The organism is Comamonas sp. FG99 (genome assembly GCF_057808605.1).
Genome location: NZ_JBMDII010000011.1, coordinates 33,340 through 46,821, shown reverse-complemented (window position 1 = coordinate 46,821; position 13,482 = coordinate 33,340). Strand labels below are relative to the sequence as shown.

The 13,482-nt window shown below is 69.5% G+C and carries 13 protein-coding genes; 11 read left to right on the top strand and 2 right to left on the bottom strand.

Annotation, left to right across the window (positions count from 1 at the left end):
• The first annotated feature begins 17 nt into the window (after positions 1 to 17).
• From ACODRX_RS09530 to ACODRX_RS09500, 7 genes are all read left to right on the top strand, one after another.
• The gene (locus ACODRX_RS09530) at positions 18 to 1,727 is read left to right on the top strand and encodes an acyl-CoA dehydrogenase family protein (RefSeq protein WP_488871196.1); all 1,710 of its coding nucleotides are present in this window, start codon (positions 18 to 20) and stop codon (positions 1,725 to 1,727) included.
• Between the two features lie 105 nt (positions 1,728 to 1,832).
• Positions 1,833 to 2,822, top strand: coding sequence for a Bug family tripartite tricarboxylate transporter substrate binding protein (locus ACODRX_RS09525; protein WP_488871195.1), 990 nt, complete (start codon positions 1,833 to 1,835; stop codon positions 2,820 to 2,822).
• Positions 2,823 to 2,852: 30 nt separating this feature from the next.
• Positions 2,853 to 3,869, top strand: coding sequence for a tripartite tricarboxylate transporter substrate binding protein (locus ACODRX_RS09520; protein WP_488871194.1), 1,017 nt, complete (start codon positions 2,853 to 2,855; stop codon positions 3,867 to 3,869).
• 71 nt (positions 3,870 to 3,940) lie between these two features.
• Positions 3,941 to 5,062 carry a CaiB/BaiF CoA transferase family protein gene (locus ACODRX_RS09515; RefSeq protein ID WP_488871193.1) on the top strand — a complete coding sequence of 374 codons (1,122 nt, stop codon included), beginning with the start codon at positions 3,941 to 3,943 and terminating at the stop codon, positions 5,060 to 5,062.
• Between the two features lie 55 nt (positions 5,063 to 5,117).
• A complete protein-coding gene (locus ACODRX_RS09510; RefSeq protein WP_488871192.1) occupies positions 5,118 to 5,981 on the top strand; it encodes a 2-keto-4-pentenoate hydratase in 864 nt (287 codons plus the stop codon).
• Between the two features lie 125 nt (positions 5,982 to 6,106).
• Positions 6,107 to 7,084 (top strand): alpha/beta hydrolase, encoded by a 978-nt coding sequence (locus ACODRX_RS09505; protein ID WP_488871191.1) that lies wholly within the window; start codon positions 6,107 to 6,109, stop codon positions 7,082 to 7,084.
• Positions 7,085 to 7,089: 5 nt separating this feature from the next.
• Entirely contained in the window at positions 7,090 to 7,956 is an 867-nt protein-coding gene (locus ACODRX_RS09500) for a YbgC/FadM family acyl-CoA thioesterase (RefSeq protein WP_488871190.1), read from the top strand.
• 1 nt (position 7,957) lies between these two features.
• Here the strand turns inward: ACODRX_RS09500 and ACODRX_RS09495 are convergent, their stop codons facing one another.
• A complete protein-coding gene (locus ACODRX_RS09495; protein WP_488871189.1) occupies positions 7,958 to 8,344 on the bottom strand; it encodes a tautomerase family protein in 387 nt (128 codons plus the stop codon).
• Between the two features lie 98 nt (positions 8,345 to 8,442).
• On the opposite strand from ACODRX_RS09495, the gene ACODRX_RS09490 reads away from it, so the two are divergent.
• A complete protein-coding gene (locus ACODRX_RS09490) occupies positions 8,443 to 9,300 on the top strand; it encodes a LysR family transcriptional regulator (RefSeq protein ID WP_488871187.1) in 858 nt (285 codons plus the stop codon).
• 446 nt (positions 9,301 to 9,746) lie between these two features.
• On the opposite strand, the gene ygfZ is transcribed toward ACODRX_RS09490, so the two are convergent.
• A complete protein-coding gene (gene ygfZ, locus ACODRX_RS09485) occupies positions 9,747 to 10,658 on the bottom strand; it encodes a CAF17-like 4Fe-4S cluster assembly/insertion protein YgfZ (RefSeq protein ID WP_488871185.1) in 912 nt (303 codons plus the stop codon).
• A 10-nt stretch (positions 10,659 to 10,668) separates the two neighbouring features.
• On the opposite strand from ygfZ, the gene mltG reads away from it, so the two are divergent.
• The 3 genes from mltG to ACODRX_RS09470 are packed head-to-tail and all read left to right on the top strand — an operon-like array spanning position 10,669 to position 13,462.
• Entirely contained in the window at positions 10,669 to 11,691 is a 1,023-nt protein-coding gene (mltG, locus tag ACODRX_RS09480; RefSeq protein ID WP_488871184.1) for an endolytic transglycosylase MltG, read from the top strand.
• A 44-nt stretch (positions 11,692 to 11,735) separates the two neighbouring features.
• The gene (gene tmk, locus ACODRX_RS09475; RefSeq protein ID WP_488871182.1) at positions 11,736 to 12,386 is read left to right on the top strand and encodes a dTMP kinase; all 651 of its coding nucleotides are present in this window, start codon (positions 11,736 to 11,738) and stop codon (positions 12,384 to 12,386) included.
• The gene (locus ACODRX_RS09470) at positions 12,383 to 13,462 is read left to right on the top strand and encodes a DNA polymerase III subunit delta' (RefSeq protein ID WP_488871181.1); all 1,080 of its coding nucleotides are present in this window, start codon (positions 12,383 to 12,385) and stop codon (positions 13,460 to 13,462) included. Before tmk ends, ACODRX_RS09470 begins: the two co-directional genes overlap by 4 nt.
• The last annotated feature ends 20 nt before the right edge of the window (positions 13,463 to 13,482 follow it).

The window sequence follows — 13,482 nt, the reverse complement described above, 5'->3', positions numbered from 1 at the left end:
CAGCAGGAGACGCCAGCATGTCCGCCAACGACCCCACCCAGATGCACGCCGTGGCCCAGGCCGCCACCGTTGCCGCCCATCCCGTGCCCGACCGCCAGGGCGCCAACTTCTACGACACCGACCGCGAGCTGCAGGCGCTGCTGGGGCTGTACCTGCCGGCCGAGCTGCTGGCGCACCTGCAGCCCTACCTGCGGCGCATGGGCGAGCTGGCGGGCGGCCGGGTGGACGAGCTGGCCGGCATTGCCGACAAGAACCCGCCGGTGCTGGAGTACCGCACCCGCGCCGGCGTCGACCAGCAGCGCATCATCAAGCACCCCGCCTACGAGGAGCTGGAGCGCATCGCCTACGGCGAGTTCGGGCTGCAGGCCATCTCGCACCGCGAGGACATGCTGGGCTGGCAGGGCAAGATGCCGCCGGCCGTCAAGTATGCGCTCACCTATATGTTCGTGCAGTCCGAGTTTGGCCTGTGCTGCCCGCTGTCGATGACCGATTCGCTCACGCGCACGCTCAAGAAGTTCGGCGCCCCCGAGCTGGTCAGCAAGTACCTGCCGCAGCTGCTGTCGCTGGACTGGGACGAGCAGGCCCAGGGCGCGATGTTCATGACCGAGCAGGCCGCCGGCTCCGACATCGCCAACACGCTGACCATGGCCTACCCGCAGGCCGACGGCTCCTGGCTTCTGTCCGGCGACAAGTGGTTCTGCTCCAACCCCGACGCCGAGTTCGCCATGGTGCTGGCGCGCGTGGACGGCGGCCAGCCGGGCATGAAGGGCATCTCGCTGTTCCTGCTGCCGCGCACCCTAGACGACGGCAGCGCCAACCACTACCGCATCGTCCGCCTGAAGGACAAGCTGGGCACCAAGTCCATGGCCAGCGGCGAGATCCGCATGGACGGCGCCGTCGCCTACCTGGTGGGCGAGCAGGGCCGGGGCTTCGTGCAGATGGCCGACATGGTCAACAACTCGCGCCTGTCCAACGGCGTGCGCTCGGCCGGCATGATGCGCCGCGCGGTGGCCGAGGCCGAGTTCATCGCCCACGAGCGCATCGCCTTCGGCAAGCGCCTCGAAGACATGCCGCTGATGCAGCGCCAGCTCGACAAGCTGCGCGTGCCCGCCGAGCAGGCGCGCACCATGGTGTTCCAGACCGCGCACACGCTGATGCGCTCGGACGCGGGCGAGCCCGATGCCTATGCGCTGCTGCGCATCCTCACGCCGATGATCAAGTTCCGCGCCTGCCGCGATGCGCGCAAGGTCACCGGCGACGCGATGGAAGTGCGCGGCGGCTGCGGCTACATCGAGGAGTGGAGCGACCCGCGCCTGGTGCGCGACGCCCACCTGGGCTCGATCTGGGAAGGCACCAGCAACATCGTGGCGCTGGACGTGATCCGCGCCATCAAGCGCGAAGGCTCGCTGCCGGTGCTGCAGCAGTACCTGCACGGCCTGCTGGAGCAGGCGCGCCTGGCGCCCGGCTACCGCCAGGCGCTGGAAGATGCGCTGCAGCGCGCCAGCGCCCTGGCGGAAAAGGCGGCGCAGGCCGGCGGCGACGTGCTCGCCCGCCAGGCCGCCACCGGCCTGTACAACTGCACCACGGCCATCGCCATGGCCTGGGAGGCCGCGCAGACCGGCTCGGCTGAGCGCCTGCGCCTGTCGCAGCTGGTGCTGCTGCACCGCGTGCTGCCGCGCGATCCGCTGTCGGATGCGGCAGCGCTGCCGGCGGCCTGGCTGGCCTAGGTTGCCGCAAGCCAGGGCGGTACCCGAGAATTCAAGCCGAATAGCGGCCCAGCGCTTTTCTGATAAGCGCTGGGTGCTCTTAAAACCATAGTTCAGGAGACTTTTATGCTGATCAGCAAACGTTTGATGCTGGGCCTGGCCGCGGGCGCGGCCATGGCCGCCACCCTGCCGCTGCCCGCCGTGGCGCAGGACAAATTCCCCGACCGCCCGATCATGTTCCAGGTGCCGTTTCCGCCCGGCGGCCCCACCGATGCCATGGCGCGCATCCTGGCCACCGAGCTGACCAAGGAGCTGGGCCAGAGCGTGGTGGTGGAAAACCGCGCTGGCGCCGGCGGCAACATCGGCGCCGAGTACCTTACCCGCGCCAAGCCCGACGGCTACACCATCATGTTCGGTACCTCGGGGCCGCTGGCCATCAACCACAGCCTGTACAAGGCGCTGCGCTACGACCCGCGCACCAGCTTCGCGCCGGTGATCTACGTGGGCTACCTGCCCAACATCCTGGTGGTGCGGCCCAACCTGGGCGTGAACAGCGTGCAGGAGCTGATCGCCAAGGACAAGGCCAGCCCCGGCAAGCTCAACTTCGCCTCGTCGGGCAACGGCGCGTCCTCGCACCTGGCCGGCGTGCTGTTCAACGGCATGGCGGGAACCACGCTGGTGCACGTGCCCTACAAGGGCACCGGGCCGGCGCTCACCGACCTGCTGGCCGGCCAGGTGGACATGACCTTCACCGACATCCTCACCGCCATGCCCTACATCAAGTCCGGCAAGGTCAAGGCACTGGGCGTGGCCACCGCCAAGCGTTCGAGCGCGCTGCCCGACATCCCGACCATCGCCGAGCAGGGCATGAAGGGCTACGACGTGAGCGTGTTCTTCGGCGTGGTGGCCCCCAAGGGCACGCCGGCCGAGCGCATCAAGCTGCTGAACCAGGCCTTCTCGCGCGCGCTGGATTCGGACACGGTGAAAAAGGCCTTTGCCGCGCAGGGGCTGGAGGCCTCGCCCGACCGCTCGCCGGCCTACCTGGGCCAGCTCATCAAGACCGAGGTCGACAAGTGGGCCAAGGTGGTCAAGCAATCGGGCGTGCAGCTCGACTAAGTCATCGGCAAACCGTAAGGACAGCGAAACATGCATGCATTCAACCGTCGCCACTTCCTGCAGCGCGGCGCGGCGCTGGCGGCCATGCCCGCGGCCGGCGCCCTGGCCGGGCGCAGCGCCTGGGCCGCGGAGGCGTTTCCCGCCAAGCCGCTGGTGCTGATGGTGCCTTACCCGGCCGGCGGCGCCAGCGACGTGGCGGCGCGCATCTATGCCGAATTCATCGGCCACAGCCTCAAGCAGCAGGTGGTGGTGGAGAACCTGGGCGGCGGCACCGGGCTGCTCGCGGCCAACAAGGTGCTGGCCGCGCCGGCCGATGGCTACATGTTCTTCCACGGCTCGTTCAACGAGATCTTCCTCGCGCCCATGCTCAACGCCGCGGCCCGCTACAAGCCGGCGGACTTCACGCTGGCGGCGCCGCTGACCGAGGCGCCCATCGTGCTCATGGTCAAGAGCGACATGCCGGTCAATAGCTACGACGAGTTCGTCGACTACGCCCGCCGCAGCAAGGGCAAGCCGCTGAGCTACGGCACCGTGGGCGTCGACTCGATGTACAACCTCATCGGCGACGCGCTGGCCGCCAAGCTCCAGCTGCCGCTGCTGCACGTGCCCTACAAGGGCGGCGCGCCGGCGCTGCAGGACCTGGCCGGCGGCCAGGTGGACTGCGCCATCCTGCCCTACCAGACCAGCTTCGATGCCATGGCCAAGCAGGGCCGGCTGAAGATACTGACCAGCTTCTCCAAGGTGCTGCCCAAGCCGCTGAGCCATATTCCGCTGATCTCGCAAAGCAAGTCCAGCCCCGACTTCGAATACACCATAGGCTCGGGCCACTTCGTGAAAAAGGGCACGCCCCCCGAGCGCGTGGCGGTGCTGCGCGGCGCCATCACCCAGGCCCTGCGCGACCCCGGCATCCGCGGCCGGCTGGAGCAGGAGGGCAAGTACATTCCCCAGCCGGTGATCAACCAGCAGCAGTCCGACCAGTGGTTCGACGACTCCTACCGGCGCATCCGGGCCCTGGTCGAGGCCGTGGGCCGCAAGGCCCTGGCCTGAGGCGGGCCGGCGGCATAGCTCGGCAGCGGCAGGCAAGTTATATTTTTGAAGAATCCACAAGGAGATACGGTATGCCCATTCCCGCCATGGCCGGCGCCTTGCAAGGCGTCAAGGTTCTGGATCTGTCGCGCATCCTGGGCGGGCCGCTGTGCGGCCAGATCCTGGGCGACCACGGCGCCGACGTGCTCAAGGTGGAGCCGCCGCAGGGCGACGACACCCGCGCCTGGGGCCCGCCGTTTCGCGATGGCGTGGCCTCGTACTACTTCGGGCTGAACCGCAACAAGCGCATCCAGTTCCTGGACCTCGCCACGCCCGAGGGCCAGCAGCGCGTGCGCGAGCTCATGGCCCAGGCCGACGTGGTGGTCGAGAACTTCAAGATCGGCACCATGGAGAAATGGGGCATAGGCTACGAGCAGATGCGCGCGCAGTTCCCGCAGCTGATCTGGTGCCGGGTGACGGGCTTTGGCGCCGACGGCCCGCTGGGCAGCCTGCCGGGCTACGATGCCGCGATCCAGGCCATGGCCGGGCTGATGAGCATCAATGGCGAGGCCGAGCGCGACCCGCTGCGCGTGGGCCTGCCGGTGGTGGACATGGTGACCGGGCTGAACGCGGTGATCGGCGTGCTGCTGGCGCTGCACGAGCGCGCCAAGAGCGGCCTGGGCCAGCTCGTCGATGCCGCGCTCTACGACTCGGGCATCTCGCTGCTGCACCCGCACGGCGCCAACTGGTTCATGAACGGCAAGATCCCCGGCCGCTCGGGCAACGCCCACCCCAACATCTACCCCTACGACGTGGTGAACACCGGCGGCTCGCCGATCTTCCTGGCCGTGGGCAACGACCGGCAGTTCCGCCTGCTGTGCCAGCACATCGGCCAGCCCGGCATGGCCGACGACGAGCGCTTCGCCACGGCCGGCCAGCGCTCGGTGCACCGCGCCACGCTCAAGCCGCTGCTGGAGCAGGCCTTCGCCTCCATGGATGGCGCGAAGCTCGCCGACGAGCTGATGGCCATCGGCGTGCCCGCCGCGGCGGTGCTGAACGTGGAGCAGGCGCTGAGCGCGCCGCACACCCTGCACCGCGAGCTGGTGGTGAAGATGGGCGAATACACCGGCATAGGCGCGCCGGTCAAGCTCAGCCGCACGCCCGCCACCTACCGCCATGTGCCGCTGACCGAGGGCAAGGATTTCATGGCTTGATGCCGCCCTCGGCTTGGTGCATGCTGTGGCAGCATCACTGAACGAGGAGACATCGATGAAGAAGAAGTTTGCCGCACTGGCGCTGGCCGCGCTGGGCGCTACGGCGGCCCAGGCCGCCTGCCTGGACGACGCCCAGCTCGCCGCCATGGTGGCGGCCTACAACGCCAGGCAGCCGGCCGCCAACCCGCCGCCGCTCGGCGACGCGGATGGGCGCTGCACCCGCGCCAAGTTCAACGCCGCGCTGCAGCAGGCCGGCCGCAAGCCCGTGGGCTACAAGGCCGGGCTGACCAACCCGGCGGTGCAAAAGCGCTTCGGCACCGACCAGCCGGTATGGGGCATGCTCTACGACGGCATGCTGCTGCCCAACGGCGCGCGCGTGCCGGCCCAGTTTGGCGCCCGCCCGCTGTTCGAGGCCGACATGCTGGTGCGCGTCTCAAGCCCCACGATCAACCAGGCCGCCACGCCGCTGCAGGTGCTGGCGGCCATCGACCGCATCGTGCCCTTCATCGAGCTGCCCGACCTGGTGGTGGCCGAGCCGGGCAAGCTCAATGGCGCGGGTGTCGAGGCCATCAATGTGGGCGCCCGCCTGGGGGTGATGGGCGAGCCCATTGCCGTGCCGGGCTACCGTGCCGAACGCTATGCACTGCTCGACGCGCTGCAGCGCATGGAAGTGACCCTCTCCGACCAGGGCGGCGTACGCATTGGCGGCGGCAAGGGCAGCGACCTGATGGAGCAGCCCCTCAACGCGGTGCTCTGGCTGACGGGCGCGCTGGCCCGCGAAGGGCGCGCGCTGCAGGTGGGCGACTGGGTCAGCCTGGGCTCGTTCTCGGCGCTGCTGCCGCCCAAGGCCGGCCAGACGGTGACGCTGCAGTTCCACGGCCTGCCGGGCGCGCAGCCGGTGCGGGTGTCGTTCGAGTGATGGCCGCGATGCCCCGCGCTCGGGGATAATCGCCACGGCCGCCAGCGCTTGCTGGCTGGCGGTTTGCTTCTTTTAGGATAGCTTTCAGCGCTTTATGCATAAGCGCTTGGGCTTGTTTTTCCCTCATGTCCGCTTCGTCGCCCTCCAAGCTCCCGCCCGCCGTGTTGGCGCAACTCACCCCCATCATGCGCAGCGTGGTCGAGCGCATGGCGCGCGCCCAGCATGTGCCGCTGCAGCGGCAGACGGTGGAACAGGCCCGCGCCGCCTACGAGCTGGGCGCTGGCGTGCTCGAAATCCCCAAGCCCGAGCTGGCGCGGGTGCAGCCGCTGGAGATCCCCGCGCGCGACGGCCAGCTGCTGGCCGCCAGGCTCTACGCCACCAGCCACGAGCCGCATCAGCCGGTGCTGCTGTTCACGCATGGCGGGGGCTTCACCATTGGCAGCGTGGCCACGCACGACATCCTGTGCCGCGAGCTCGCGCGCCAGGCGGGCTGCATGGTGGTGTCGCTGGACTACAGGCTCGCGCCCGGCCACAGGTTCCCCACCGCCAGCAACGACGCCTGGGACGCCCTGCAATGGCTGGCCGGCCATGCCGCGGCCATTGGCGCCGATGCGGCCCGCATCGCGGTGGGCGGCGACAGCGCCGGCGGCACGCTGGCCGCGGTGAACGCGATACTGGCGCGCGACGCCGGCCTGCCGCTGGCGCTGCAGCTGCTGATCTACCCCGGCTGCGCCGCGCACCAGGACACGCCCTCGCACGCCACCTATGCCCACGGCCCGGTGCTGACCGAGGCGATGATCAGCTGGATGTTCGCCAACTACCTGCGCACGCCGGCCGACCGCGACGACTGGCGCTTTGCGCCGCTGCTGGCCGACGAGCTGCAGGGCGTGGCCCCGGCCTGCGTGCTGCTGGCCGAATGCGACGCGCTGGTGGACGAGGGCGTGCTGTACGCCGACCGGCTGCGCATGGCCGGCGTGCCGGTCGATCTGGAAATCTACCGCGGCGTGAGCCACGAATTCATCAAGATGGGCCGCGCGCTGAAGGAAGCGCGCCAGGCCCATGCCTTTGCCGCCGCCGCGCTGCGCGCGGCCTTCGACCTATGACCGATATGACCATTCCGAAGCCCGCCGACTTCCGCTGCAAGACCCGCCTGCGCGTGCGCTGGGCCGAGGTGGACATGCAGAAGGTGGTCTTCAACGCCCATTACCTCAGCTACGTGGACGTGGCCTCGTCCGAGTACTGGCGCGCGCTGGCCGTGCCCTACGAAGAGGGCGCACAGCGCCTGGGCTGCGAGCCGTACCTGAAGGCCACTGCGCTGGAATACCACGCCTCGGCGCGACTCGACGACGTGATCGACGTAGGGTTGCGCTGCGCCAGGCTCGGCAATACGTCGGCCAGCTTCGAGGCCGCGATCTTCTGCGGCGACCGGTTGCTGGTGACGGCGCACCTGGTTTATGTGTTTGCCGATGCCGACCAGAAGCCGACACCGCTGCCGCAGGCCTACCGCGACATGGTGCAGCGCTTCGAGGCCGGCGAGCCGGTGGTGCAGTTGCGTACCGGCCACTGGAACGAGCTGGGCCGCGAGGCCATGCGGCTGCGCATGGAGGTGTTCGTGCGCGAGCAGGGCATTCCCGCGGAGATCGAGGCCGACGAATACGACGCCAGCGCGCTGCATGCGGTGGCCACCAACGGCCTGGGCATGTGCGTGGCCACCGGCCGCATGCTGCCGGCGGGCGAAAGCGGCGTGATGCGCATCGGCCGCATGGCCGTGCACCGGGCGCTGCGCGGCCAGCAATGGGGCCGGCAGGTGCTGGACGCCCTGGTCGGCGAGGCGCGCCGCAAGGGCATGCGCCGCGTGGAGCTGCATGCCCAGTGCAGCGCCGAGAGCTTCTACCGCCGCGCCGGCTTCACCGTGCTGGGCGAGCGGTACGAGGAGGCCGGCATACCGCACGTCAGCATGTACCAGGACCTCTGAGTCAGCCTGGGGCGTACTGCGCCAGCCCGTGGCCGAAGGACCAGTTCTCCTTCTCGACCTCGACCAGGTTGATGAACACGTCCTCGGGGCGCAGGCCCGGGCTTTCGGTCAGCAGCTGCGCCGTCCGCGCAAACAGCGCCTTCTTCTGCTCCAGCGTGCGGGTGTTGTTGGCAGTGATCTGGATGAACAGCAGATCGTCGCTGCGCGCCACGCCCAGGTAGCTTGCGCCGTAGCGGAAGCTGGCGGCCTCGTGCTCGGTGATGGCCATGAACTGGTCATCCTCGGGCACGTTGAAGGTTTCGCGCAAGGCGCGGTACACGCTGTCGAAAATGGCTTGCCGGTAGGGTTCCGGCTTTCCGGCGCGCATGGAGATATGGACCAGGGGCATGGCGAGTTCCTTTCGCGGTGACTTTTCAAGGTGACCCTGGCTTCATGGTATCTATTTCATTATGATATTCATAATTATTTCAATGATAACTATCTGAAATGACTGAGCGCCCCCTCGATCTCGATGCCGTCAAGGCCTTCATCCGCATTGCAGAGCTGGGCAGCTTCACGCTGGCGGCAGATGCCATGCAGACGACGCAGGCCGGGGTGAGCCTGCGGCTCAAACGGCTTGAAGACCGGCTGGGCTGCCGGCTCATCGAGCGCACGCCGCGGTATGTGGAGCTGTCGGCGCGCGGGACGGCCTTTCTCGCGCATGCCCGCGAGCTGCTGGCGGCGCACGAGCGTGCGCTCGCTGCCCTGGCCGAAACCCGGCAGCGTTTGACCATCGGCATCAGCGACCATGTGGCGGGGCCGGAGTTGCCCGCACTGATCGCGCGCATGAACGCCCAAGACCCGCAACTGCTGATCGAGATCCGCATCGGCTCGTCGGGCGAGCTGCTGCAGCGCTTCGACCGGCGCGAACTCGATACGGTAATCGTGCGCCTGCATGCCGGGCGCGATGACGGCGAGCTGATTGCCGACGAGCAGCTGGGCTGGTTCGCGGCGCCGGGCTGGCAACACTTCGCGGACGAGCCCCTGCCGCTGGCCACGCTGGCCGAGCCCTGCGGAGTGCGTGCGCTGGCGGGCCAGCTGCTCGATGCGGCCGGTGTGCGCTGGACGGAGCGGTTTGTGGGCGGTGGGGTGGCGGCGGTTGCCGCCGCCGTCATGGCGGGGCTGGGGGTTGCGGCGCTGGCGCCGCGCATGCTGCCCTGGGGCGCGCTGGAGCTAGGGGGGCGGCTCGGGCTGCCCGAGTTGCCGCGCCTGCCGGTGCTGCTGCACACCCGCATCCGCGATGGCCGCTCGCGCGATGCGCTGGCCGCGCTGTCTGCGGCCTTCAAGAGTGCCGTGCGCGGATAAGGGCTGATGGGGCCTGCTGGCTGCAGGCGATAAAAAATGGCACCCCAGGCTCCCCACTGCGTTGGGTCGCTGCCCCTCCGAGAGGGGCGCTTTTTATCTTGGGGCGGCCCGGCGATAAAAAATGGCTCCCCACGCTTGCTCACTTCGTGTAGCCGCTGCCCCTCCGAGAGGGGCGCTTTTTTATCTTGGGGCGGCCCGGCGATAAAAAACCGGGTCTGGAGGCTTTTTGCAAAACCGCCAGGACCCGGTAAGAAGTGATGGTCAAGATGCGCTTGAGTTGTTGTCGGGCAGTGAACCGGTGCAAATGATGGCACAGTCTTGCACTTGCTCACAAAAACCCCCCGAGTGTACCAATGGGCGGCCCGCTTGTGCGCGTTTTTGTGCAATCTTTGTGTCGGGGGCGGCCGGCGGGCCGGCAAAACCGTGGTGATAAGCGCCGATTCAGCTCAAATGTCTTCCAGCAGTGCATAGGGCAGGGGCTGCAGCTGCAGCAGCGGCCCGGTGGCCGAGCCGGCGTGCAGCGGCTGCGCGGCCGCCGCCAGCTGCAGCGAGACCAGGGCGTCGTGGCCCGCGGCCTGCGCGATGGTGCCCACCGGCTGCTCGGCATCGCCGGCGGCATAGACCTTCTGGCCGGCCTGCAGCTCGGCGGCCTTGCACTGCGCCAGGAACATGCGCCGCTTGAGCGTGCCGCGGAACTGGCTGCGCGCCACCACCTCCTGGCCGGGATAGCAGCCTTTCTTGAAGCTCACGCCGCCGATCGACTCGAAGTTGAGCATCTGCGGCACGAAGGCATCCACCACCGCCGTGCCGATGCGCGGCACCGCGCTGCGCACCTCGCCGCGCAGCCAGGCCGCGGCATCGAGCGCGGGGCTGGCCGCGATGGCCGCGGGCAGGGGGGTGTCGGCGGGCGCGGCCCACAGCGCCCGGGCCTGGCCGTCGGCCGGGTACAGGCGCACCACGCTGGCGGCGCCGTCGGCAGCGGTTTCCCAGGCGGTGGCCGAGGGCGCGCAGTGCTCCGCGACAGCGCCCGCCAGCCCCACGAGCCGGATGGCGTCGCTGGCGTCGCTCAGCCTGGCCTTGGCGCGCAGCACGAACATCGACAGGCGCTTGAGCGTGGGCGCCAGCACATCGCGGCCGGTGATCAGCCAGAACTCGGTGGCCGAACGCTTGATGACCAGGAAGCTGGCCTGCATGCGGCCCTTGGCCGAGAGAAAGGCCGCCAGCCTGGCCTGCCCGGCGGGCAGCAGCTGCACATCGTTGGTGAGCTGGCCTTGCAGAAAGCCGGCGGCGTCTTCGCCTTCGGCCCGGATGACGCCCAGATGCGTCAGCGTTACATGTCCTTGGAGCGCTTCAATCATGGCGTGAATTATGATGCGCGCTGCTGGGCATGGAGGTGGTGGGGTTGTGAAGCGTTTTCTGTTTGTGCTGGTCTTGCTGGCGCTGGCTGCTGCCGGCGGCGCCTATTGGTGGCTGCACCAGCCGGTGGTGGCCGGCGACCAGGCCATCGAGCTGGAGATCGAGCCCGGCACCACGCCGCGCAACGTGGCCCGCGCCGTGCGCCAGGCGGGCATGCAAGTCAACCCCGACTGGCTCTACTGGTGGTTCCGCCTGTCGGGGCAGGATCGCAAGATCCGTGCCGGCAACTATGAAATCCCGCCCGGCACCACGCCGCATTCGCTGCTGGCGCGGCTGGTGCGTGGCGAGGAGACGCAGCGCGTGATCACCCTGGTCGAAGGCTGGAACTTCCGCCAGGTGCGCGCGGCGCTGGCCAAGGAGGAGTTTCTCAAGCACGACACCGCCGGCATGGCGCCCGAGGAGATCATGGCCGCACTCGGCCAGCCCGGCATGCCTGCCGAGGGGCGCTTCTACCCCGATACCTACGCCTATGCCAAGGGCAGCGGCGAGCTGGCGCTGCTGCGCCGCGCGCAGACGGCGATGGACAAGCGCCTGGAGGCCATCTGGGCGCTGCGCGAGGCCGATTCGCCGCTCAAGACCCCGGCCGAGCTGCTCACGCTGGCCAGCATCGTCGAGAAGGAGACCGGCCGCGCGGACGACCGCGCCCAGATCGCCGGCGTGTTCACCAACCGGCTGCGCATCGGCATGCTGCTGCAGACCGACCCGACGGTGATCTACGGCCTGGGCGAGAAGTTCGACGGCAACCTGCGCAAGCGCGACTTGCAGGCCGACACCCCGTGGAACACCTATACCCGCAGCGGCCTGCCGCCCACGCCGATAGCCATGCCGGGCAAGGCCGCGCTGATGGCGGCGGTGCAGCCGGCCAAGACCAAGGCGCTGTATTTCGTCTCCCGGGGCGACGGCAGCAGCCATTTCAGCGATAACCTGGACGAGCACAACCGTGCGGTCAACCAGTACCAGCGCGGTGGCAAGTGATCAGGGATACTTGCCATCCGGCACACCAGCATAAAGGACCCCCAGTGAGCAGCAGCCCAGGCTTGTTTATCACCTTCGAAGGCATAGACGGTGCCGGCAAGACCTCGCACATCCACCACCTGCGCGAGGCCTTCGTGGCCGCCGGCCGCCAGGTGGTGCTGACGCGCGAGCCGGGCGGCACGCCGCTGGCCGAAAAGCTGCGCGAGCTGTTCCTGCGCGATGCGATGGACGCGCTGACCGAGGCGCTGCTGGTGTTCGCCGCCCGCCGCGACCACCTGGCGCAGGTGATCGAGCCGGCGCTGGCGCGCGGCGACGTGGTGCTGTGCGACCGCTTCACCGATGCCACCTTCGCCTACCAGGGCGCGGGGCGCGGGTTCGACCTGGGCGTGCTGGCGCAGCTGGAGCGCATGGTGCAGGCCAACCCTGCGCTGGGCCCGGATTTCGTGCGCCATCCCGAGCTGACCATCTGGTTCGACCTGCCCACCGACGTGGCCGCCGCGCGCGTGAACCATGCGCGCGTGCCCGACCGCTTCGAGTCGCAGCCGCAGGCCTTCTTCGCCCAGGTGGCCGGCGGCTATGCGCAGCGCGCCGCGGCCCAGCCGCAGCGCTTTGCGCGCATCGACTCCAACCAGGCCAAGGACGTGGTGTGGCAGGCAGTGCACGCTGCGGTGGCGGCCAGGGGGTGGCTGCGGTGAGTGAAATCGCTCCCTGGATCGCGCGCCAGCGCGATGCGCTGCTGGCCCAGCGCGGCCATGCCTGGCTGCTGCAGGGGCCTTCGGGCCTGGGGCAGTTCGCGCTGGCGCTGGAGCTGGTGCGCGCATGGCTGTGTGATGCCCCCACGCTCCCCGCTGCGCGAGGTTCGCTGCCCCCCGGGGGGGCGCTCGCCGCCTTGGGGCGGCCCGGCGGCGGCTCGGATGTACCCACCGTGCACGGCGCCTGCGGCCAATGCGCCAGCTGCCACGCGATCGACGTGCATGCGCATACCGACCTGTGCGTGCTGATGCCCGAGACGCACATGCTGGCGCTGGGCTGGCCGCTGTCCGAAAAGGCCCAGGCCGATATCGACGACAAGAAGCGCAAGCCCAGCCAGGAGATCCGGGTGGATGCGATGCGCGATGCGGTGGAGTTCACCCAGCGCACCTCGGGCCGTGGGCGCGGCAAGGCGGTGCTGGTGTTTCCGGCGGAGCAGATGAACGCGGTCACCGCCAATGCCTTGCTCAAGACGCTGGAGGAGCCGCCGGGCGAGGTGCGCTTCGTGCTGGCCACCGAGGCCGCGCACCAGCTGCTGCCCACCATCCGCAGCCGGTGCCTGGCGCATACGCTGCAATGGCCGCAGCCGGCCGAGGCGAACGCCTGGCTGGCGCGGCAGGGCGTGCCGGCGGAGCAGATCGAGGCGCTGTTGCAGGCCGCGGGCGGGCGGCCCGAGGATGCGTTGGCCCGCCATGGCGCCGGGCACTCGCCCGCGGTGTGGCAGCGCCTGCCGCGCGAGCTGGCCCAGGGCCAGGCCGGCGCGCTGGCGGGCCTGGCGCCGGCGCAGGTGGTCGATGCGCTGCAAAAGCTCTGCCACGACCTGCTAATGCTGCGCGTGGGCGCGGCGCCGCGCTTTTTCGCCGCCGCCGACCTGCCGCCCGCGCCGGGCCTGGCGCCGCTCACCCGCTGGGCCCAGGCGCTGCGCCAGAGCATGCGCACAGCCGACCACCCGTTCAACCAGGGCCTGATGCTGGAGGCCCTGGTGGCGCAGGCGCACAGTGTGCTGCGCTCGCGCCGCTGATTCCGGGGCAGCCACGCCAA